The organism is Pseudomonas sp. NY5710, from assembly GCF_013305665.1.
GTDB lineage: Bacteria > Pseudomonadota > Gammaproteobacteria > Pseudomonadales > Pseudomonadaceae > Aquipseudomonas > Aquipseudomonas juntendi.
This window is the reverse complement of sequence record NZ_CP045554.1, coordinates 1,671,609-1,692,526: the sequence shown is the minus strand read 5'-3', so window position 1 is coordinate 1,692,526 and position 20,918 is coordinate 1,671,609. Positions and strand designations below refer to the sequence as shown.

The following is a 20,918-nucleotide window of genomic DNA, read 5'->3' as shown; positions in this document are numbered from 1 at the left end:
AGCTTGCGGCTTGTAACTGGCCGCTTAAATCATTTCCTCGGCGCCTTTGCCGCCAAGCACGATCTCGCCGGCTTCGGCCATGCGCCGGGCAATGGTGAGGATTTCCTTCTGCGCCGTTTCCACATCGCTCACCCGCACCGGGCCCTTGGCCTCCAGGTCGTCGCGCAGCAACTCCGAGGCACGCTTGGACATGTTCTTGAAGATCTTGTCCTTGACGCGCTCGTCGGCACCCTTGAGCGATACCACCAGCACGTCAGACGACACCTCGCGCAGCAGCGCCTGGATACCGCGGTCGTCGACATCGGCCAGGTTGTTGAAGACGAACATCAGGTCTTCGATCTGCTCCGACAGGTCGCTGTCGATTTCGCGGATCGCGTCCATCAACGCGCCTTCCACGGAGCTGTCGAGGAAGTTCATGATGTCGGCGGCGCGCTTGATGCCACCCAGGGTGGTGCGCGCGGCGTTGGAGTTGCCCGAGAACTGCTTCTCCAGAATCTGGTTCAATTCCTTCAAGGCCGCTGGCTGCACAGTGTTGAGCGACGACACGCGCAGCACGATGTCCAGGCGCACCTTGTGGTCGAAGTTGCTCAGTACCTCGCCGGCCTGGTCGGGGTCGAGGTAGGCGACCACGATGGCCTGGATCTGCGGGTGCTCGTAGCGGATCACATCCGCCACGGCGCGCGGCTCCATCCACTTCAGGCTGTCCAGGCCACTGGTGTTGCCACCCAGCAGGATGCGGTCGACCAGGCCGTTGGCCTTGTCCTCGCCCAGCGCCTGGTTGAGCATCTTGCGGATATAGGCATCGGAGCCCACGCCCAGGCTGGTCTGGTCGCCGACGATGTCGACGAACTCGCTCATCACCTGCTCGACCTGGTCACGGTGCACATTGCCCATCTGCGCCATGGCCACACCTACCCGCTGTACCTCCTTGGGGCCCATGTGCCGCAGCACCTGCGCCGCATCGGTTTCACCCAGCGAGAGCAACAGGATCGCCGCCTTGTCCACGCGGCTCAGCTTGGCGGTAACGGCTCGGTTATCACTCATCGGCGTTGATCCACTCTTTCACGACCTGGGCAACACGGCCCGGGTCTTCGGCCACCAGGCCTTTGATTGCGTTGAGCTGTGCCTCGTAACCCTCGCTTGGGCTAGGCAGCAGAATGCTTGTCGGGCCACCCAGGCTGACGCGGTCGTTGGCCAGTTCGCCATCCAGACCCATCATGCCGCCCAGCTCCATGTCGCTATCCGGGGCAGCTTGCTTGCCGCCCCCTGTAATGTTGTTCAACACCGGCCGCAGTACACCGAATACCAGCACCAGGATGAACACTACGCCCAACACCTGCTTGACGATATCCCAGAACCACGGCTGCTGGTAAAAGGCGATGTCGGCAATTTCCTCGCCACGGTCGGCCGCGAACGGCACATTGATCACCGTCACGCTGTCGCCACGGCTGGCATCGAAACCAACGGCGTCCTGCACCAGGCGGGTGAAGCGCGCCAGGTCTTCGCTGCCCCACGGGGCACGGGTGGTGTCACCGGTCGCCGGGTCGATCTTGACCTGGTCGTCGACCACCACGGCCACCGACAGACGGGTCATGCGCCCTTGCTGCTGGCGGGTGTGGCTGATCGAGCGGTCCAGCTCGAAGTTCTTCGTGCTTTGCTGACGCTTGTCCGACGGGTACGGCGCGAGCATCGGCTGGCCGGTGGCCGGGTCCATGATCTGCTGGCCATTGGCATCGACCAGCGGTTGCCCAGGCTGAATGGCCGCTGCCGGGGTGGCGGCGCCACCGGTGGTCTGCGGTGCCGTGGCCGCACCGGGCGGCTGGTTGCTCAGTGCCCCAGGCACGCCCTGCGGGCCTTGGCTGCTGGCACGTTGCTCATCAACCGACTGCTCGCTGCGCAGCGCTGGCTGGTCGGGGTTGAACTGCTCGGAAGTGGACTCGACCGCGCTGAAGTCCAGGTCGGCGGACACTTGGGCCTTGTAGCGGTCGTTGCCCAGCACCGGCTGCAAAATGTTGTGCACACGCTGGGTGAGCATGCTTTCCACCCGGCGGCTGTAGTCGAACTGCTTGCCAGCCTGGGTCAGCGCAGAATCCTGGATCTGCTCGGACAGCAGGTTGCCCTTCTGGTCCACCACGGTGACCTGTGACTTGTCCAGCTCCGGCACGCTGGTGGCGACCAGGTTGACGATAGCCATCACCTGCCCGGGCTCCAGGGCGCGGCCTGGGTACAACTCGACCAGTACCGAAGCGCTGGGTTTGCGTTCGTCGCGCACGAACACCGAGCTTTTCGGAATGGCCAGGTGAACGCGGGCGGCCTTGACGTTGTTCAGGCTCGACACGGTGCGCGCCAGCTCGCCTTCCAGGCTGCGGCGGTAGCGGGTAGCCTCCATGAACTGGCTGGTGCCCAGGCCCTGCTCCTTGTCGAGCAGTTCGAAGCCCACGTTGCCGTCACTTGGCGCCACGCCCGCCGCGGCCAGCTTCAGGCGTGCACGGGCGAGGTCATCGGACTTGACCAGCAAGGCGCCAGAATTGGGTTCGACGTTGTACGGAATGTCGGCCGCAGCCAGGGTGTCCATGACCTGCTTGGTGTCCATGCCCGACAAGCTGCCGTACAGCGGACGGTAATCGGGTTGCTGCGACCACAGCACCACGGCAAAGCCGATCGCCACGCTGGCCGCCAGGCCGACCATGAGGCCGACCTGCCGCAGCATGGGCATCTGCGCGATGTTTTCCAGAAACGCCATGCCGAACAGCGGCGGCTTGGCCGCTGGCGAACCAGCCTTGGCGGGGGCGTTATCGACGACTGCTTCAGCCATGGGTTACATCCGTCCTCAAACCGGCATCTGCATGATGTCCTGGTACGCCTGGACCAGCTTGTTGCGTACCTGGGTCATGGCCTGCATCGACACGCTAGCCTTTTGCGAAGCGATCATCACGTCGGTGAGGTCGACGCCGCTCTTGCCGATTTCGAAGGCGTTGGCCAACTGGGTCGAGGCTTGCTGGGTTTCATGCACCTTGCCAATGGCCTGGCCGAGCATGTCGGCAAAGGTGCTTTGACCGGGCGCCAGCTCGGGGGCAGCGGTGACCTTGGGCAGCGACATGGCGTCGGCCTGCATGGCGCGCATATCCAGCATCAGACGATTGAATTCAACACCTTGGCTCATGACCCTTCTCTCTCCTGCGGCCGCATTTTTTTGACACCCATGCAGCGAATAGCCTACGTAAAGCAACAAAGGTGCCAGCCTCTATCGTTCAGGCAACATCACACCCCTGTGGGAGCGGGCGAGCCCGCGAACACCGGCGCAGCCGGTGCCATGCAGCGCGTTGGATTCTTCGCGGGCGCGCCCGCTCCCACACAGGCCGCGTCGCGCGTTGGAACTGGGCCTGTCAGCCGAACAAGCTGGCCTCGACGTCAAACCCGGCATCGCGCATCTGCGCCAGTTTGTAGCGCAGGGTGCGCGGGCTGATGCCGAGCCGTTCTGCGGCTTCCTTGCGGCGGCCACGCTCGGCGCGCAGGGTATCGATGATCATCTGGTACTCGTGGCGGCGCATGTCATCCCCCAGGCCGCTGGCTTCAGCGGCGACCGCGGGTAATGGCTCATTGCCAGCTGACAAGGGAATGGCGCCTGCCAGACAGAAATCCGCCACTTCGATCACCCCGCCCTGCTGCAGAATCAGCGCCCGCTGCAGGGCGTTGTCCAGTTCACGGACATTGCCCGGCCAGGCGTAACCTTGCAAACAGGCCTGTGCCTGCGCCGACAAGCGCACCGGGGCATGCTTCATCTTCGCCACATGCCGCGCCAGCAGGCGCTCGGCCAGTTGCAGAATGTCGCCAGGGCGCTCGCGCAGCGGGCGCCAGGCCAGGGGGAAGACCGAAAGCCGGTAATACAGGTCTTCACGGAAACGCCCCGCGGCCACCTCGCCAGCCAGGTCGCGGTTGGTGGTGGCCAATACCCGAATGTCGAGACTGACCGGCTTGCGCCCGCCTACCCGCTCTACCTCGCGCTCCTGCAGCACCCGCAACAGCTTGGCCTGCAGTGCCATGGGCATTTCCGAAATTTCGTCGAGCAGCAAGGTGCCGCCCTCGGCCTGCTCGAACTTGCCGGGCTGGGAAGCAATGGCACCGGTAAAGGCGCCCTTTTCGTGCCCGAACAAGGTGGCTTCGAGCATGTTGTCAGGGATCGCCGCACAGTTGATCGCCACAAAGGGCTGGGCCGCCCGTGGGGATTGCTGGTGAATGTAGCGCGCCAGCACTTCCTTGCCGGTACCAGACTCGCCGGAAATCAGCACGGTGGAATCGCTGCGCGCCACGCGCGCCGCCAGCTCCAGAAGCTGGCGGCTAGCCGGCTCGCAGGCCACCGGCCCCTCTTCGCCCGTGACCCGGCCGGCCGCATGCCGCTCGACCAGGCTGAGCAGCGCCTTGGGCTCGAACGGTTTGACCAGGTAATCGGCAGCCCCTTGGCGCATGGCCTCCACCGCACGCTCGACCGCCGCGTGCGCGGTCATCAACAACACCGGCAACTGTGGTTGCTGGCGGCGCAACTGCGCAAGCAACTGGTGGCCATCCATGCCGGGCATGTTCACATCGCTGACCACCAGGCTGAAGGCGTCATCGTGCACGGCCTCCAGGGCCTCCTCGGCACTGCCCACCGCGCGGTAGGCAAAGCCGCCGATTGCCAGCGTGTCACCCAGGGCCTGGCGCAATACGCGCTCGTCCTCGACCAGCAGCACCTTGATCGCCATCACACACCCTCCGCCGACTGCCCGTCGATCAACGGCAGCTCGACCCGCACACAGGTGCCACGACCGACCTTGGAGCGCAGGCTCAGGCTGCCCTGGTGCGCCCGCACCACCGCCTTGACCACCGCCAGCCCCAGGCCGGTGCCGGTGGCCTTGGTGGTCAGAAACGGCTCACCCAGGCGCGCCAACAAGCTGGCGTCGATGCCGCTGCCGGCATCACTCACGCACAGGTGCAGGGTGCGCTGGCGGCGGTACAGGTGCACTTTCAACTGCGCCGGGCCTTCGCTGGCCTGCAAGGCATTCTCGATCAGGTTGAGCAACGCCCCCACCAGGGTGTCGCGATTGCAGAGCAGCTCACCCAGGTGGCTGTCGCACTGCCAGCGCACGGCGTGCCCCTGCACATGGGCCTGGGCGGCCTGCTGCAAGGCCTGGAACAGGGCCTTGGGGGTGAGCCGATCGCCCAGCGGCAGCTCGCCACGGGCGAATACCAGCATGTCGCGCACTTGGTGTTCCAGTTCGTGCAAGCGCTCTTTCAACGTCGCGGCAAAGCGCTGGCGGGTTTCGGCATCCAGTGCGTGCGCGCTGTCGGCCAGATGGCTGGAGTAGAGCATGGCTGCCGACAAGGGGGTACGGATCTGATGTGCCAGCGAGGCGACCATGCGCCCCAGCGCCGACAGGCGCTCATGGCGCGCCAACTGGTCCTGCAAGCGTCGGGTTTCAGTCAGGTCGTTGAGCAGCACCAACTGGCCAGGCTCGGCGTCCAGGGAACGGGTGGCGATGGACAGACGGCGGCCGTCGCGTAGCGAGACTTCATGGCCGTCATCCTTGCGCGGTGCAAAGCTGCGGGCAATCACCTGGCGCCACAGCTGGCCGAGCAACGGCTCGCCGAGCAGTTGGCAGGCGGCCGGGTTGGCTTCACGCACAAGGCCTTGGCCATCGATCACGATCACCCCGCCAGGCAGCAGGTCCAGCAGGTTCTGCAGGCGGTTGGCCAGGCGTTCCTTTTCACTCAGTTCGTCGATGCGCTGGGCGCTGACCACCGCCAGTTCGCCCTTCAGCTCGCTGACCCGGGCTTCGAGCAGGCTGTAGGACTGGCTCAGCTGGCTGGACACCTGATTGAACAGGGCGAAGGTGTGCTCGATACCCTGGCGGCTGTCCTGCTCGACCGGGGTATGCCCCTGCTGACCGGGGGCTCGGGATAGTTTGGCGGCCTGGGGCATCGTGCTCTCTCGCGTGGCTGACCGTCATAAAAACGGTGTGGTGCCAGCGGTGTAGCAATAGCCGTGCCGGGGATAGGTTTTTGCTGCAACCTGTACAGGCCTCATCGCGGGCTTGCCCGCTCCCACAGGTGCGGTGCATGGCTCGAATCCAGCGCTGGGCCTGTGGGAGCGGGCAAGCCCGCGAAGAGGCCAGTGCAGGCGACCGCCAGGCTTCAATCCTCTGCCTGCTCCTCACCGCCCTGGCGGCTCATGCCGTACTTGCGCATCTTCTCGACCAGGGTGGTCCGGCGAATACGCAACCGTTCCGCAGCCCGCGCCACAATCCCGTTGGCATCGTCCAGCGCCTGCTGGATCAACCCCTGTTCCAGGCTCCCCAGGTAATCCTTGAGGTCCAGGCCTTCAGGGGGCAGCATCGCCGGGTTGCTGAAGTTAGGCGTATGGCCATTGATCGCCACACGCTCTTCCAGGTCGGTGCGCAGGCTATCGACCATCTGCTCGTCTTCATCATCGACATAGCGGAATTTCTTCGGCAGCTCGGAAACCCCGATCACCCCGTAAGGGTGCATGATGGCCATGCGCTCAACGAGGTTGGCCAGCTCACGCACGTTGCCCGGCCAGCCATGGCGGCACAACGACATGATCGAGGCGGAATTGAAGCGGATGGAACCGCGTTTCTCGTGCTCCATGCGCGAGATCAGCTCGTTCATCAGCAGCGGAATGTCTTCCACCCGCTCGCGCAGCGGCGCCATCTCGATGGGGAACACGTTCAGCCGGTAGTACAGGTCTTCGCGGAAGGTGCCGTCCTCGATCATGTTCTCGAGGTTCTTGTGCGTAGCGGCAATGATGCGCACATCAATGCTCTGGGTCTTGTTGCTGCCCACGCGCTCGAAGGTGCGTTCCTGCAGCACGCGCAGCAGCTTGACCTGCATCGGCAACGGCATGTCGCCGATTTCGTCGAGGAACAGGGTGCCGCCGTTGGCCAGCTCGAAGCGCCCGGCACGGCTGGTGATCGCCCCGGTGAAGGCGCCCTTCTCGTGGCCGAACAGCTCGCTTTCCAGCAACTCGGCAGGGATCGCGCCGCAGTTGACCGGCACGAACGGCGCTTCGCGGCGCTTGGAGTGGTAGTGCAGGTTGCGCGCGACCACCTCTTTGCCGGTGCCTGACTCACCCAGGATCAGCACACTGGCGTCGGTATCGGCCACCTGCTGCATCATCTGCCGCACATGCTGGATGGCCCGGCTGGTGCCCACCAGGCTGCGGAACAGGTTGGGCTCACGCTGGCGGCCGCGCTCACGCGCCTGGTCATACATTTCGCGGTAGACCTGGGCACGGTGCAGCGAATCCAGCAACTGGCTGTAGCTGGGCGGCATTTCCAGGTTGGAAAGCACGCGGCGGCGAAGGTCTTCCGGGAACTCTGCGGAAGAAATTTCACCTAAAAGCAAAACTGGAAGGAACTCATCCCATGCAGCCACTGTCTTAAGCAACCCAAGCACATTGCCAGGGGCGTTTACAGCGCCGATAAGCACGCACAGCACTTCACGGCTTGAGGCCAAAGGCTCCACCGCCTGCTGCCAGTCATGGCTGGCGCACGCGAGGTTTTCTTCGCCGAGAAAGTTCAGCACCACCGCGAGGTCGCGGCGGCGCGCGCTGTCGTCATCGATCAGCAGGATCTTGGTTTCACGCCACATGCAATAGCAACTTCCCTAGTCATATCGGCGCCCTGCAGGGCGTGCTCGACATCATTCCGACTGAATGGTCAGTGTTCGGACGTCTGGAATTCGAAAACAGCCACTAGTTAAGTCAAAAAACCTGTGCCAGTCAAATTAATGGCGCTCGGTTTGTTTGCAACGTCCGTGGTTACGAGAAGAGATGGTATACCTTCGCGGCGTTTTTCGCCTGACGGATTTTCGTCATTTCTTCAACCAAGGATTGACGTTCGCCACTTGCAACCTCGATTAGCTGCCGGTAAACGGCCAGTAGCTGCTCCAGGCTCCCCCGTATCTGAGCCTCGTTTTCACGAGCCTCGGCAAGCACATCATCAACACACAACCGGCACTCGAGGTCCAGTTCGCCGACCGCACTCCAGTCCCGATCCGCCAACGCCGCCAGCAAGGCGTCTCGGGTGTGTTCGATACGTTCGATCACCTCGCTCATGTCTCTCTCCTGATTCAGGAAGCTGTCGACTCGTCGCCGATCGCGTCCCAGCCTTCCTTGACGGTAATCAGCAGACGCGCCACTTCATCGATGATCGCCGGATCACTTTTCACGTTCGCCTCGATCAAGCGACGGCTCATGTAGGTGTAGAGGTTATCCAGGTCAGCCAGGGTGTCAGCATGGTTTTCAAGATCCAGCCCTTCACGCAGGCCGCCGATGATGTCGATAGCCTTGCCAATGAGGATGCCTTTTTGGGCTACATCCTTGCGCGCTATGGCGCCCTTGGCTTGCGCTAGGCGATCGAGCCCACCTTGCATCAGCATTTGTACCAATCGATGTGGGCTGGCGACGGAAGTCTGCGCCACGCCATTGACTTTCTGGTATTGCCGAAGGGCCAACATCGGGTTCATGGATCTACCTCGTTGCAGCGAAAAAGATTGCTTGTATCCTGTGTATCGCCGGGCCGTCAAAAAACTTTAGCGGAAAAGCCAAAAGCCCGGGCATCCACAGGACGCCGCCGGGCTTTTGGCAGACTCAGGCGGTCAGGACTTCTTGGCCTGGGCGTTGATCGCCTCGAAGATCGAGGTGATCTGGTCGGCCTGGGCTTTCATCTTGCCCAGGGCGGTGTCGAGGGCAACGTATTTCTTGGTCAGCGATTCAGTCAAGGACTCTGTGCGACGGTCCAAGGCGGCTTGTTGGTCGCCTAGGTTTTTGGCAATCTTGTCCAGGCTAGATTTACGACTGGCTAGGCTACCATCCGTGGCATTATAGGGATCGATAGCTTTCTTCATCCGCTCGAAGACACCATCGGTACCGGTGAACAACTCCTGGATCTCAGGGCCAAGCTTCTTATCGTTCAGAGCAGCAGTAAACTTGGTGCTGTTGAACTCCAGGGTACCGTCTTTTTGAGTGTTGATACCCAACTGCCCCAGCGTGGTCAAACGGTCGCCGCTACCAACCTCAGACAGCACACCCCGGATGTCCGCCAGCAGGGAGCGAGTGGTCGGGTCATTGGTCAAAGACCCCAGAATGGTATTGCCATCCTCATCTTGACTGGTGCTGGTGAGCGAAGTGATGGCTTTCTGCAGGGTGTTATAAGCGTCAACGAAGCTTTGAACAGAGGTCTTCAGGCCGTCATTGTTGCCGGCAACCGTCACGCGAGTGGTCACGTTCTCAGCACTTTTGCCGGTCAGCTCGAGCGTAAGGCCACTGACGGCATCCTTGACTGTATTCGATGCACTGGAAACCTCCAGGCCATCGATCTTGATCAACGCGTCTTTGGCGACCGAGTCGATGTAACCCGCGCCATTGTCCGCCATCGATTGGGTGCCATCAATTTCCAACTCAGCAATACCGCTGACAGAAATATCACTCCCCGCCCCGGTTGTTGTCGAGCCAAGTACCAGACGCGCACCATCCTTGCCAGAGACAATGTTCGCCGACAGGCCGTCACCCCCGAACTCTTTGTTGATCTGGTCACGCACCGTCTGCAGTGTCGCACCATCATCTACTGTAAGCTTGTAGGTCTTGCCGTTCTGACTGATGCTCAATTCACCAGCGGGAATGGCGGTGCTCGCTCCTCCGCTAAATGACTGGCTTGCCACCTTTGAACTGGTGGCGAGGTTCTTCACCTCTACGTTATAAGTACCGGCTACTGCTGTGTTGCTGGCGGTAGCCTTGACCACGGTTTCACTGGCTGAGGTAGCCGCGTAAGCGTTAAAGGACGGCGCGGTCTTGTCATTGAGCTTGCTCATGGCCGTGGTGAAGGCAGTGAGGGCACTACGCAGCGCGCCAACCCCAGAGATGTAAGCAGTGTTGTTGCTCGTCTGCCGAGTAATCTGCGCCTGCTTGGCGGCCGTGTCTGCCTGCACAAGGGCGGTTACGATCTCGGTGATGTTCAGACCAGAACCCAGGCCCGTACTAGGCGTAATCGTTGCCATGCTCTTTTCCCTCTACTTTACGTCAGAGCCACTCCTGCGGATCCGACCCTCACCACTTCGACGCCAGTGGCCAGTCAGACCTTGGCATCGAACAGAAGACTATTGACATCACTCAGGCTGCTGGCAATTCGCAAGGCCTCCTCGGAAGGCAATTGACGAATGACTTCACCTGTTTCACTTGCGATGACCTTGACCACGATTTTGCCGGATTCCTCATCCATGGAGAACTCCAGATTACGTCGGGTCGACGTCATGAATTTTTCAATTTCAGAAACTGCGCTTTTGACCTTTTCGACATCAGTCGCAGGCTTGATTCCGTCAGGTTCGATATCGTCGCCCTTCAGAGTCGCTTCGACGGACCGGAACGCCGACCGATCTGCAACCTGCTCCACCGGGCGAACGGCCGGGTACGACAGATTCAACTTGACGCTCATATCCATTGCCAGCACCTCGTAACGAAAAAGCGGAGAAGCACGTGAATCGCGCCGCTCCGCCGAACACTACCGGAAAGATTAACCCAGCAGTTTCAGTACTGCCGATGGCAGCTGGTTGGCCTGGGCCAGAACCGAAGTGGAGGCCTGCTGCAGAGTTTGCTGCTTGGTCAACTGGGCGGTTTCTGCGGCGAAGTCGGTATCCTGTACACGGCCACGAGCAGCTTCGGCGTTTTCGTTGATGTTCTGCAGGTTGTTGATGGTGCTGGTCAGACGGTTCTGAGCGGCACCCAGGTCGGCACGCGAGCTGTTGATGCTCTGCAGGGCGGCGTCAATGGCGGTCACCGCAGCGCTGAAGTTAGCTTCGATGTTAGCCGAAGTACCGCTGATGGCGATGGTACCCGAACCTACGCTCAGGGTGGCAGCATCGAAGCCCGAAGCCAGAGTGATGGTGATCTGGTTCGAAGTACCAGTGTTGGAGCCTACCTGGAAGGTCATGGTGCCAGCGGTACCGTCCAGCAGGTTTTTGCCGTTGAGCTGGGTGCTGTTGGCGATACGGGTCAGTTCGTCGGACATGGCCGCGAACTCTTTGTTCAGCGCATTACGGTCTTCCTCGCTGTTCGAGTCGTTTCGAGACTGAACGGCCAGTTCACGCATACGCTGCAGGATGTTGGTCTGCTCTTGCATCGCGCCTTCAGCGGTCTGGGCGATGGAGATACCGTCGTTGGCATTTTTGATCGCCATGGTCTGGCCACGGATCTGCGAGGTCATGCGGGTAGCGATCTGCAGGCCGGCGGCGTCGTCTTTGGCACTGTTGATTTTCAGACCGGAGGACAGACGGGTCATCGAGGTGCTCAGCGCGTCGGAAGCACGATTCAGGTTTTTCTGAATGCCCAGAGAGGTGGTGTTGGTGTTAACAGTCAAAGCCATGACGAATTCCTCGTTGGATTGGGTACTACGGCTTCCGGCCTTGGCAATTCGCCGGGTGTGGCACAGAGAACCTTCGTAATAGTTATCTTCGTCAGAGCGCGTTTCTTTAGCGGTTTTTCAAAAAAAATTGCTGGCATCCTGCCAGCCCATTGAAATCAATGATTTGGCGCCATTATTCAAGCGCCGCCAGGCAGGCCTGAATCCAGGCCACGCCGAGGGCAACTGAGTCGCACTGGACGCACCCCGTCTCGCCTGGCGCACACAAAAACGCCGCCGGAATGCGGCGGCGTTTCCTTAAGCACATAGGCTCAGCCACGACGTTCAAGAATGGCCGAACCCCAGGACAACCCCACACCAAAACCGCTCAACGCCACACGTTTGTGCTGTGAGCCGATCACATGCTTTTCAAGTAGAAGTGGGATACTCGACGATACCGTATTGCCCGTCTCGACCATGTCCTTGACGAAACATTCGCGCTGCGCACCCTCGTTGAACCGGTGCGACACGGCGTCGACAATCGCCGCACTACCCTGATGCAAGCAATACAGATCGATATCGCCGGCCTGCAAGTGATTGGCCTCGAGCAATTGGTGCAGGTGGGCAGGCACCTTGATCAGTGCAAAGTTGTAGACTTGTCGGCCGTTCATGAAAAACTTGCCATCAGTGGTACGCAGGTGCTCGGCACCCGCGCCATCACTGCCGAACAGCGCTTTGCCCAGTTGCCAGTAGGCATCTTCGCCCATCCAGGTTGCCGTGGCGGCATCGCCGAACAGCATGGTGGTATTGCGATCCTCGGGATCGACGATTTTGGAGTACGGATCGGCAGTAATGAGCAAGCCGTTCTTCAGACCAGCAGCCTCCATGAAGCCTTTCAGTGCATAGATGCCATAGACGTAACCCGAGCATCCGAGAGAGATATCGAAGGCCGCGACATGTGTCGGCAAGCCAAGCTTGTGCTGGACGATTGCAGCGGTGTGCGGCAAGCCCTCAGCGTCACCGTTCTGGGTCACCACGATCACGGCATCGATCGAAGCTGGGTCAAGCGCTGGGTTGATGGCGAACAAATTTTTTGCAGCCTCGACGCACAGGTCTGAAGTTTCCTGGCCGTCGGCCTTGCGCGGCAAGAAGGTCGAACCAATCTTACCGAAGATGAAATCCTGGTCTTTGCCGAATTTCGCGCCCTGAGCGTAGTTGTCGACACCTTCGACAGGTACGTAACTGGCGATGCTTTTAATGCCAATCATTGTGGCTTCCCGATGGAAATGGCAAAAATGTGCGGCATAGAAGCTACCGCCCAGAGACAAGCACTGGACGCTGTTGCAGCTTCTCGCTGGCTCAATAGATTAGAGATGCACGTTTCGACTGCCAAGTCACCGTTGGAATAAATGAGTCAACGCGACACCGCCCAGCGGCTGGTCAGGCCCACCCCCTTGCAGGGCGGGCCAACTCATTCTCCTGCGCGCTAAAGCCCGTGGATCAATCGGGCAACCAGGCCTCACGCCAGCGCTGCAGGCTCTCGCCGTCCAGCATCCAGTCGCGCTGAACAGTGGCTCGCAGCAAATCCCCCACTTGCGCAGAGGCTACAGGGTCGGCCAGGTACGCGCCGACAGCCTCACGCCAGGCCGCTTCACTGTTCTTCACCCGCGTCACGGGTAGCCCAGCGCTGTCGAGCAGCACATCGCTGCAGACGACTGGGATACCACAAGCGCCATACTGCAGCAGCAGCAAATTGCTCTTACAGGCGTTGACACGGTTATCCAGCAGCGGCAACAACGCAAGATCCAGGCTCAACCCGGCCAACTGCGCAGGGTAGTCCGCCCCCGGCGAGACGGCATGGTATTCATGCACGTAGGGGCGGAGTGCTTGCGGGCATGCACCGATGAAGATCCAGTGCACATCACCCGCCAATGCCTGAACCATTGGGGCTATCAATTGCAGGTCTTCGACAGTGCTGCCAACAACAGACCAGCCGACCCTTGGCTTTTCAGCGGCACCGCGATGGCTGGCCACACGCCCCCAGGCCAATGGGTCGAGCCGGTTAGGCAGCATGACGATACGCTCATGCAGCGACCCAAATGCCTGCGCCAGAGCTTCGCTGGAAACAACTAGGCGGTCGGCGTGAGACAGTGCGCACTGCCAGTTGGTCTCGCTTGGACGCAGACAGTCATCCAGGTCGATGACCTTGAATGCTCTCGACAACAGCCGGAGGCGACGCATGCGGTCTGCCTGCTCTTGATTGACCGGAGCCTGAAGCACGATACTGTCCGGCGCCAAGCGTTCCAGTTCTACGAGTGACAACGGCGTGTCCACTGGGACGCTCCGGATCAGCCCAGCACGGCCTAGCACCGCCAGAGACTCCGCGCAGCGAGGCTGAGCAGCGTGCTGATCATGGTGCACTTCGGCCAGGACGGTCGGAATGGGCGACCAGGACGACAGCGGGTTCCAGTTCAGGTTGGCCGGGGCGATGGAAAAGTCCTCGCCAGCGCTCAGGGAGAAATTGGTGTTGTACCCCGGGTCGCGGGCCAGCACTGGCAGCCAGCGGTCGTACATGGCCTCCTCCTGCTCTGCAGTGGCCATCGGCTCATCTGCATCGCTGATGAGCAAAGCAACGCTGGGCGCCCACACATTGAGGTATCCCGAGGCCTGGAGGCGCAGGCACAGGTCGACATCGGCCCAAGGAGCCAACTCGGCGCGCGCATCGAACCCACCTTCGTCGAGGAATCTGCTTTTGCGGATCATCAGGCATTTACCACTGACCGCAGCGGCGTTCTGGTCCACCTGCAACCGCTGCATATAGCCACCGGCATGCAACGGCTGACCCATGAAAATCTGGCCCACCGGGCCGTTGAGACCAAGAATCAGCCCGCCTTGGCGAACGGTGAAGTCTGCACCGACCAGCTTGGCCCCCACAGCCCCCACTTCTTGGCGGAACGCGTGGTTGACCAACCGACGCAGCCAATCGTCTTCCAGCACCGCGACCCCGGCATCCAGCCAGAGCAAATATTCGCCACGCGCGCTCAATGCAGCCTGGTTGCGCGCCTGGGCCAACGACAGCCCATGGGGCAGCCGCAGCACCCGAACGGTCTGCGTTCCAAGGCCTTCGACACCCGCCAGCCAGGTCTGCAAACTTGGCTCGTCGTTACCGTGATCCAGTAACAGCACTTCGAAGGCCGGGTAAAGCGTTTTTTCGAGTATGCTTTCCATGCAGCGTCGCGCCCGGGCAAAACCACCCTGGGTGGACAGTAGAATACTGACCAGCGCTTGCTCGGCGCCGTAATGCACATCCAGTTGGTCAGGCAGCCGCGAGTCAACCCGCGCTTGCGTATAACCCCGCGCCTGCAGATGCCGGCCGACAGCCCGCTGGGTATCCGCACAGTTCTGCAGCAAAGGTGGCCGACGCACCAGCAGAGGCTCGCTGATATGCCCCAAGCCCTCCAAACCTTTGTCTTCGATCAGTCGCAGGATGTAATCCAGCTCATAAGCCTGGCCTGCATCGCTACGGAAACCACCGGCTGCCAGCCATGCGTCGCTGTTGTACAGCCAGTGGCTCGCAAACACCGCCGGCAGGCTCAAGAGCATGTCCAAATTCAGGTCCGGGCGCAGCGCGAGACCAAGCTCGTCGCCGTCCCCTTGCACCACCTCATCGCCATATACAGCGCGAAGCCCTTGTGTGTCGAGCAGATCGAGGGCAGCGATCAACAAGCCACTGGCAGTAAAGGTGGTACCGGCCTCAACCAGCATGAACCAGTTGCAGCCGGCCTCGGCTACCGCCCGCTGGATGACAGGCAATTGATCATCCTCAAGCTGCATGAAGCGCAGTTTTCCCTCGGCCGCAGTCGGCTCCTGGGGCTCACCCGGGCGTAACACGACGATCTTCACATCAGCATAAAGATGACGATCGGGCGTGAAGCTCTCCAACGTTGCCGCCAGTGCATCAGCATCTCCGGCACGATCGATCACCACTACACCGATAAGGGGGGCGACTTTATCCTCAAAGCGCGCCTTTATCAGGCGTTGTTGGGCGGAACTGGGAACACGCTCGGCTAGCCATGTGCTGACATCGGTCGGCACTGGCAGACGCGGGTATTGCGCCATGGCGATGCGAATCGTCTCTGCAACTGGCCTTACCAGGCCTGCACCCTCCGGGTTCTTCTCAAGAGCCTTCTGCCGCAGGATCTGGTCGCGCATTTGTACATAGGCCGCACGCAGCTCTGGGCTGTCAGCGCTGCGCATCCGCACTTTCAGCTCGTTGAGTTCAATGAAGTCGGCATTGATTGGGTGGCGCATCACCGGCAATTTCAAATGATCATAGGCGTGTACCTTCCACTGGCCCTGCGTGGCCAGAATCAACGGCAACAAGCGCTCCATTACGAAGACCTTGCTCTCGTAGCCAGCAGTGCCGCGATGATAGGTTGGCGCATTCAAGGCAGCGCCGTAGGGCGACGGCGACCGGGCGTCGCGTGCCTGCTCGGCGGCCTGGAAAATGCTTTCGGCCTGGCTTAGCCAGTGGCGCCAGAAGCGCGGCTTAGCAATGAAATAGTTGCAGAACTGGGAGTGCCGGGCATCCATTACCAGAGTTTCGATATCGACGCCTGGTGCAAGCCTACGGGCCATCTCGACAAATGCTGGCCAGATATTCGGGTGATAGATGAGCCCCTGAATGAAGACATTCTCGTACAGGGCACTTTCATCGAAGAACATCGGAAACAGCAGCACATCGGCTTCTGCAGGTGCCGAGCTACAAAACTCAAGCACCTGCTGGGCATTGAGGCCGGTTTTCTGTTTGAACCTTGGCGACAACACGCCGTAGAACGCGTTCTCGTCCAGCTGCTTATCGAGCAGCAGTGTACGCATCGGCCAGTATTCGGCCCAATCGGGACGCTGCCCGGTATTGTCGAAAGGAGTAAACCCAGGCTCGAGCATCGCTCGAGTTTCTTCGGAATAGAAAATCTGATGGATATGGGCTTGCGATGGGCCTGTGACAGGCTGCGGATCGACGAATGCCAGATACAATGACAAAGGGCCAGCAAGCCCGGGCATGCCCGGGAATGAACCAGCGCTGCGCAGCTCAACCGTGGTGGTACCCTGCTCGTCTGGCCGGTATGGCAAGAGCACTCGCTGGGCACGCGTATCGCTGAAATGCAGTTCACACTGCAGGTGGCCGTTGATCCAAAGCTCGGTGGTAAAAGGGAAGACATCGTACTGTTGCCCGGCCGCACAACACAGGAGCACCTCCACGCCGGTTGGCTGACGTGCGTGCCCGAGCACGGCAGGCTGAAGCTGCAGCGAAGCCTGCGGGCCTGCCAAATACTGCGCTTGCCGCGCACCCACCACGCGAATAAGCGAAGGCCCCAGCACCACATTGAGCTGTTCACTTTGCCACGCACGGTGGACACCATGTGCCCCCAATGTCTGCCAGAGGACCGAGAACACCTCGTCATCCACGCACTGGGGCAATTGCCCAAGCGCTCTGTGCATGACATGCGCCGGCAGCAACTGCCATGCCTGACGACCTTGGCGCTGTGCCAACGCCGCTTGCAAGCGCTGCTTGATCCATTGTTGCTTGTCTGCACTGGCCATCGGCGCCGGCAAAGCCTGCGGTTCGCTCAACACCAGCGCCTCGCATTCACCACTGGCCAATGCCGCAAGGCCATCACTGACCTGATGGGCGCTACCAGGAATGTAAGCGGCCTCCCCGTCCACGAGCATGAAGCCCAGATCCTGCTGGGCATCCGCCCAGCGCTGCGCCAACCATGCAGTTGCAGCCCCCTTGTCGTCCCCCTGAAGCACGGAGATGCGTTTGAACGCCAAGCGGTCATCCAGCGCTTCTACCACCTCGGGACGTAGGCCGAGCCGACCGTCCACAATCACATGCAACCGCGGGACCGTGGCAATGGCAGCCGCAACCCGCTCTACCGAGCGGCCGTCCTGGAAGTCGCCGTACAAATACCGGACCCGCTCGCGCTGAGCGGCGCGGCAATTCTCTGCATGGCAATGATGGGCATCGCTGAGCAACTCGAGAAACGCTGTATCGTCTGCGAACTCCATGCCGATATCACGCCAGGCGTTGCCAGGCGCGTCAGGGTTGTACTGCCAATGGCCCACTCGCTTTTCGCTGGAATACAACAGGATCGGGCGGTCCAACACCATGAATTCGAACAGCAGGGACGACCTGTCGGCGACAAGAATGTCGGCCTCGGCAAAGCTGTCAGCGATACTGGCTTCGGGATCATCTACCAGGCTCACCAAGGGGTCGGCTGCGGCCTGTTCACGCCAGGTACCCATGAGGTTGCGGAACAGCGCCTTGTCGACGACAAAGCTGTGCTCGTGCTGAACAATAGCGGGGTGAGGCTTGATAATGATCTTCGCGCGCGGGTACACCGAACGGATCAAAGGCACCACGCGGTCGCCAAAGTAGACCGCAGCGCTGATCTCCGGGTTATAAGTCGGTGCGAAAAGGATGGTGGGCTCACCTTGGGCATGCGCCCTTGGGGCCAGGCGGAAGACCTGGTCGACCCAGGCGTTGCCCGTCAGCAGGAAACCATGACGGGGGCGAACATTGGACAGCAGCGTGTCTTCGATATCCCAGACGCTGCCACACATGTAGTCGGCACAGCGATACTGCGGTTCGGCAAAACCGTAACGGGTAACCGAGCCATGGCGCATGCCAACCAACAACACCCCGTGCGCATCGCAGTAATCACGCCAGAATTCCACCGACCAACCATCGGCAACCACGATGACTTGAGGCTTCCAAGCCATGACATCATCGATAGAAAGGCTCAGTAAACTGGTTTCAAAGCAGGCTGCCAGTGGTCGCAACGAGCGGAAGTGGAAAGGCATGCTGCCGAAGCACGCCACCCGCAGGCCTGCAATGGGCAGTGCCTGCAGCTTCCCAAGGATCGGCGCGAACCCATACAGCACAGCCCCCTGCAAGGGATGGCAGAATACCTCTCGCAACCCAAGCGACCGTACGAGCGCAACACAGCGGGGCGCAGAGCGCTCGGCAGCATCGCCCACAGCCTTCACGCCCGCCGGATCATGCTGCAGGATGATCCGGCCGTCGGGTTTGAGCATGGACAGCGCATGCAACACCAGGCGAGCCACGTCATTGTCATCATCGATCGTAGCCAGCACGCCCATCAGGCAGATCGCATCGAAGCGCTCTGCCGATGTAAATGCCAGGGCGTCCGCCTGATGAAACCGCACATGCTCGATACCGGCCTGGCTGACAAGGGCACGCGCCTTTGTGAGTACTTCATCTCGCCATTCGCATACCACCACCTGTGCGGCATGCTGTGCCAGCAGCAACGTCAGCTCTGGGTCCGCGCAGCCGATCTGCAATAGATGCCCGGCAACTGGCAAAGCTGGCAATACCTGTGACTCAAGGCATTGCAGCAGATCCGTCACAGTCGGGGTGGCGCAAGTCTGCTCGTCTGCGCCAGGAGCGGAGCGGTTGAAGGATTGATCAATCATGGTTGCCCCATTCCGCCGCGAAGACTTTACGCGCCATATCCAGATCCTCGACCGTATCGATGTCGAACGCTTTGAGTTCGAATGCAGGCAATGGTAACCAGGGTTCCAGCGCTTCGTAGACGTACATGGGCCTGTCGAAGATGACTTCCGGCTTGATCACGGCAATGCCTGTCCATTCCATCGAGTGCTGAGTTTCGCGGGTGAACCCTGAAACATTCGCATTTTTTTCATCCATCAGTACACGCACGCCGTCACTGGTGGTATAGGGAGAAACCCCAATCAGTTGCTCGTGATGTTGAGAAGCTTGCAGGAAAGCTTTGAAGCTTTCAGGCTCCATAACCGTGTCTGCATCGAGCACCAGCATACGCTCCCGCAGGTGGCGAGAAACCCGATAGATGCTTTGCAAGGTGTTGGTGCGTGCGTAATCTGGATTGCGTACCACGATCAGGTCAGGGCGCAGCGCAATGGCGTGCTCGATCACGTCCTCTTCATGAAAGCCGACTACCAGCCAGACCGTTTCGGCCCACTGCAAGCGTGAAAGATGCCAATCCAGCAGCGAACGACCCGCTACCTCGACAAGGCACTTCGGCTTGTTGAGACCCAGGCGCGAGCCGATGCCGGCAGCGCTGATTACAACGTGCTTAACAAGCGACATAGTGCCTTCCCATTGTAAGTAACGAAATCACTCAGTTTCACCAGCTCCTTGTTTGGCGCATGCACGCCGCCAAATGCGATACGCCAGTCGGCTGCCTCGAACATGGCGACATCGTTCATCCCCTCGCCCACGGCGACGATACGCTCGAAGCGAGAGCGTAGGCTGTTCACGGCGTCACCCTTGTGCAGGATGCGCTCCACGCCATCCAACTGCCCTTGTTCATCCAGCCGAGCCAGCGAGGTGAAACTGCGGATGCCGAGCTTGTCCAGCACGGGCCGCACCCAAAGATCGAGGTTGCCCGTAACCACGAAGGATTGATCAGGATGGGCGGCAATGAACTCCAGGATGGCCTCGTCAAATTCAACATCACGCTCCAAGGCCTCGTGAATCCAGTCCAGCCGTGCATCGCGTAGCAGCCTGACGCGCAGCTTGAACGACTTGTCGAACGGTAACAGGCCTTCGATGGTGGCTTGCGTCAGCGCACTGATTTCGTCCTCCAGGCCGACCGAGGACGCGATCAGCGGCAATAGCTCCTGGCGCGTGAGCGTGCCATCGAGGTCAAAACAATAAGCCGTGTTCATACCACCCCCTCGTCACGTCGCAATACGAAAAAGTACTGGCGCGTCTCGGTCCGCTTTTCCAGATCTTGCGGGAAAAGTAACTGTTCGCGCTCGACCGTCATTCCGATACCTGCGAAAGCCGTAGCCATCAAGGCATGCAATTCGTCCACCGTGCGGTAGATCGCCGAATACTCGTCAGACAGCTCTTCGGAGTAGAAGCGGTCAAGCGTGAAGCGCTCGGCCACGCCCACAGGTTCACGCAGGTACAGCGCGCCCCCCGGCTTGCACAGTTGTGCGGTGTCGCGCAGGACCTTCACGCAATCGTTGTCGTTGAGGTAAATCAGCAGGCCAGAGATCAGCGCCAGGTCGAAAGCCCCTTGCAACAGCATTGCCTGCGGCTGGATATCGGTTGCCGACATGACTTGGAAGTGCACATTTTCTAATTGCCGGATGGCGCTTTCGGCTCGGGCTTTTTCGATCAGACTCGCGGAGAAGTCCAGACCAAGGTACTGCAAGCCTTCACACCGCTGCGCAAGCAACCAGGCCCAGCGACCGACACCGCAACCCACGTCGAGCACCCGATGGGTATTGCCTAGGTCCAGGATGCCCACGACCGCGGCTTTTTCGGCCAGATCGCGTTGTTCGACCAGCTTGGCGTCATGATCCTGGTACATGGTCGCACTGAGCACATTGGAATACTCACGCTGCCCGCGTGATTCGAAAAATGCGCGGGTGGCGTCGTAATCGATGACGACGTTCCTACCCTTGATACGTCGAGAGTCGTTCAAGATTTCTCCTAGTTCCTGCAATGCC

At 60.6% G+C, this 20,918-nt stretch carries 16 protein-coding genes; all 16 read right to left on the bottom strand.

Annotated elements, in window-relative coordinates:
* Nucleotides 1-24 precede the first annotated feature (24 nt).
* Nucleotides 25-1,044, bottom strand: coding sequence for a flagellar motor switch protein FliG (gene fliG / locus GEV39_RS07685; RefSeq protein ID WP_003254434.1), 1,020 nt, complete (start codon nucleotides 1,042-1,044; stop codon nucleotides 25-27).
* Entirely contained in the window at nucleotides 1,037-2,815 is a 1,779-nt protein-coding gene (gene fliF, locus GEV39_RS07680) for a flagellar basal-body MS-ring/collar protein FliF (RefSeq protein WP_173888049.1), read from the bottom strand. Before fliF ends, fliG begins: the two co-directional genes overlap by 8 nt.
* A 15-nt stretch (nucleotides 2,816-2,830) precedes the next feature.
* On the bottom strand, nucleotides 2,831-3,163 hold the full coding sequence (fliE, locus tag GEV39_RS07675) for a flagellar hook-basal body complex protein FliE (protein WP_003254438.1): 333 nt from the start codon (nucleotides 3,161-3,163) through the stop codon (nucleotides 2,831-2,833).
* A 223-nt stretch (nucleotides 3,164-3,386) separates the two neighbouring features.
* Nucleotides 3,387-4,742, bottom strand: coding sequence for a sigma-54-dependent transcriptional regulator (locus GEV39_RS07670; RefSeq protein ID WP_173888048.1), 1,356 nt, complete (start codon nucleotides 4,740-4,742; stop codon nucleotides 3,387-3,389).
* Nucleotides 4,742-5,959 (bottom strand): sensor histidine kinase, encoded by a 1,218-nt coding sequence (locus GEV39_RS07665; protein ID WP_173888047.1) that lies wholly within the window; start codon nucleotides 5,957-5,959, stop codon nucleotides 4,742-4,744. Before GEV39_RS07665 ends, GEV39_RS07670 begins: the two co-directional genes overlap by 1 nt.
* Before the next feature lie 212 nt (nucleotides 5,960-6,171).
* The gene (gene fleQ, locus GEV39_RS07660; RefSeq protein WP_054911387.1) at nucleotides 6,172-7,647 is read right to left on the bottom strand and encodes a transcriptional regulator FleQ; all 1,476 of its coding nucleotides are present in this window, start codon (nucleotides 7,645-7,647) and stop codon (nucleotides 6,172-6,174) included.
* A 169-nt stretch (nucleotides 7,648-7,816) separates the two neighbouring features.
* Nucleotides 7,817-8,113, bottom strand: a complete 297-nt coding sequence (fliT, locus tag GEV39_RS07655; RefSeq protein ID WP_054911388.1) for a flagellar protein FliT — start codon at nucleotides 8,111-8,113, stop codon at nucleotides 7,817-7,819.
* Between the two features lie 14 nt (nucleotides 8,114-8,127).
* A complete protein-coding gene (fliS, locus tag GEV39_RS07650) occupies nucleotides 8,128-8,523 on the bottom strand; it encodes a flagellar export chaperone FliS (protein ID WP_054911389.1) in 396 nt (131 codons plus the stop codon).
* Nucleotides 8,524-8,655: 132 nt separating this feature from the next.
* Nucleotides 8,656-10,053, bottom strand: coding sequence for a flagellar filament capping protein FliD (gene fliD, locus GEV39_RS07645; protein WP_173888046.1), 1,398 nt, complete (start codon nucleotides 10,051-10,053; stop codon nucleotides 8,656-8,658).
* A 74-nt stretch (nucleotides 10,054-10,127) separates the two neighbouring features.
* Nucleotides 10,128-10,493, bottom strand: coding sequence for a flagellar protein FlaG (locus GEV39_RS07640; RefSeq protein WP_054911391.1), 366 nt, complete (start codon nucleotides 10,491-10,493; stop codon nucleotides 10,128-10,130).
* A gap of 72 nt (nucleotides 10,494-10,565) precedes the next feature.
* On the bottom strand, nucleotides 10,566-11,414 hold the full coding sequence (locus GEV39_RS07635; protein ID WP_054911392.1) for a flagellin domain-containing protein: 849 nt from the start codon (nucleotides 11,412-11,414) through the stop codon (nucleotides 10,566-10,568).
* 308 nt (nucleotides 11,415-11,722) lie between these two features.
* Entirely contained in the window at nucleotides 11,723-12,658 is a 936-nt protein-coding gene (locus GEV39_RS07630; protein ID WP_054911393.1) for a ketoacyl-ACP synthase III, read from the bottom strand.
* Nucleotides 12,659-12,890: 232 nt separating this feature from the next.
* Complete coding sequence (locus GEV39_RS07625) at nucleotides 12,891-18,890, bottom strand: glycosyltransferase (RefSeq protein ID WP_173888045.1); 6,000 nt, start codon at nucleotides 18,888-18,890, stop codon at nucleotides 12,891-12,893.
* Nucleotides 18,883-19,545: an NTP transferase domain-containing protein gene (locus GEV39_RS07620; RefSeq protein WP_161891732.1), complete on the bottom strand. Its 663-nt coding sequence runs from the start codon at nucleotides 19,543-19,545 to the stop codon at nucleotides 18,883-18,885. The genes GEV39_RS07625 and GEV39_RS07620 overlap by 8 nt, the downstream gene beginning before the upstream one ends.
* Complete coding sequence (locus GEV39_RS07615) at nucleotides 19,521-20,126, bottom strand: HAD-IB family phosphatase (RefSeq protein WP_054911395.1); 606 nt, start codon at nucleotides 20,124-20,126, stop codon at nucleotides 19,521-19,523. The genes GEV39_RS07620 and GEV39_RS07615 overlap by 25 nt, the downstream gene beginning before the upstream one ends.
* Nucleotides 20,123-20,893, bottom strand: a complete 771-nt coding sequence (locus GEV39_RS07610; RefSeq protein ID WP_173888044.1) for a class I SAM-dependent methyltransferase — start codon at nucleotides 20,891-20,893, stop codon at nucleotides 20,123-20,125. The genes GEV39_RS07615 and GEV39_RS07610 overlap by 4 nt, the downstream gene beginning before the upstream one ends.
* Nucleotides 20,894-20,918 lie beyond the last annotated feature (25 nt).

Excerpts from the sequence above, each read along its gene's own strand:
- fliG (WP_003254434.1), bottom strand. The coding sequence starts at position 1,044 with ATGAGTGATAACCGAGCCGTTACCGCCAAGCTGAGCCGCGTGGACAAG.
- fliF (WP_173888049.1), bottom strand. The coding sequence starts at position 2,815 with ATGGCTGAAGCAGTCGTCGATAACGCCCCCGCCAAGGCTGGTTCGCCA.
- fliE (WP_003254438.1), bottom strand. The coding sequence starts at position 3,163 with ATGAGCCAAGGTGTTGAATTCAATCGTCTGATGCTGGATATGCGCGCC.
- GEV39_RS07670 (WP_173888048.1), bottom strand. The coding sequence starts at position 4,742 with ATGGCGATCAAGGTGCTGCTGGTCGAGGACGAGCGCGTATTGCGCCAG.
- GEV39_RS07665 (WP_173888047.1), bottom strand. The coding sequence starts at position 5,959 with ATGCCCCAGGCCGCCAAACTATCCCGAGCCCCCGGTCAGCAGGGGCAT.
- fleQ (WP_054911387.1), bottom strand. The coding sequence starts at position 7,647 with ATGTGGCGTGAAACCAAGATCCTGCTGATCGATGACGACAGCGCGCGC.
- fliT (WP_054911388.1), bottom strand. The coding sequence starts at position 8,113 with ATGAGCGAGGTGATCGAACGTATCGAACACACCCGAGACGCCTTGCTG.
- fliS (WP_054911389.1), bottom strand. The coding sequence starts at position 8,523 with ATGAACCCGATGTTGGCCCTTCGGCAATACCAGAAAGTCAATGGCGTG.
- fliD (WP_173888046.1), bottom strand. The coding sequence starts at position 10,053 with ATGGCAACGATTACGCCTAGTACGGGCCTGGGTTCTGGTCTGAACATC.
- GEV39_RS07640 (WP_054911391.1), bottom strand. The coding sequence starts at position 10,493 with ATGGATATGAGCGTCAAGTTGAATCTGTCGTACCCGGCCGTTCGCCCG.
- GEV39_RS07635 (WP_054911392.1), bottom strand. The coding sequence starts at position 11,414 with ATGGCTTTGACTGTTAACACCAACACCACCTCTCTGGGCATTCAGAAA.
- GEV39_RS07630 (WP_054911393.1), bottom strand. The coding sequence starts at position 12,658 with ATGATTGGCATTAAAAGCATCGCCAGTTACGTACCTGTCGAAGGTGTC.
- GEV39_RS07625 (WP_173888045.1), bottom strand. The coding sequence starts at position 18,890 with ATGATTGATCAATCCTTCAACCGCTCCGCTCCTGGCGCAGACGAGCAG.
- GEV39_RS07620 (WP_161891732.1), bottom strand. The coding sequence starts at position 19,545 with ATGTCGCTTGTTAAGCACGTTGTAATCAGCGCTGCCGGCATCGGCTCG.
- GEV39_RS07615 (WP_054911395.1), bottom strand. The coding sequence starts at position 20,126 with ATGAACACGGCTTATTGTTTTGACCTCGATGGCACGCTCACGCGCCAG.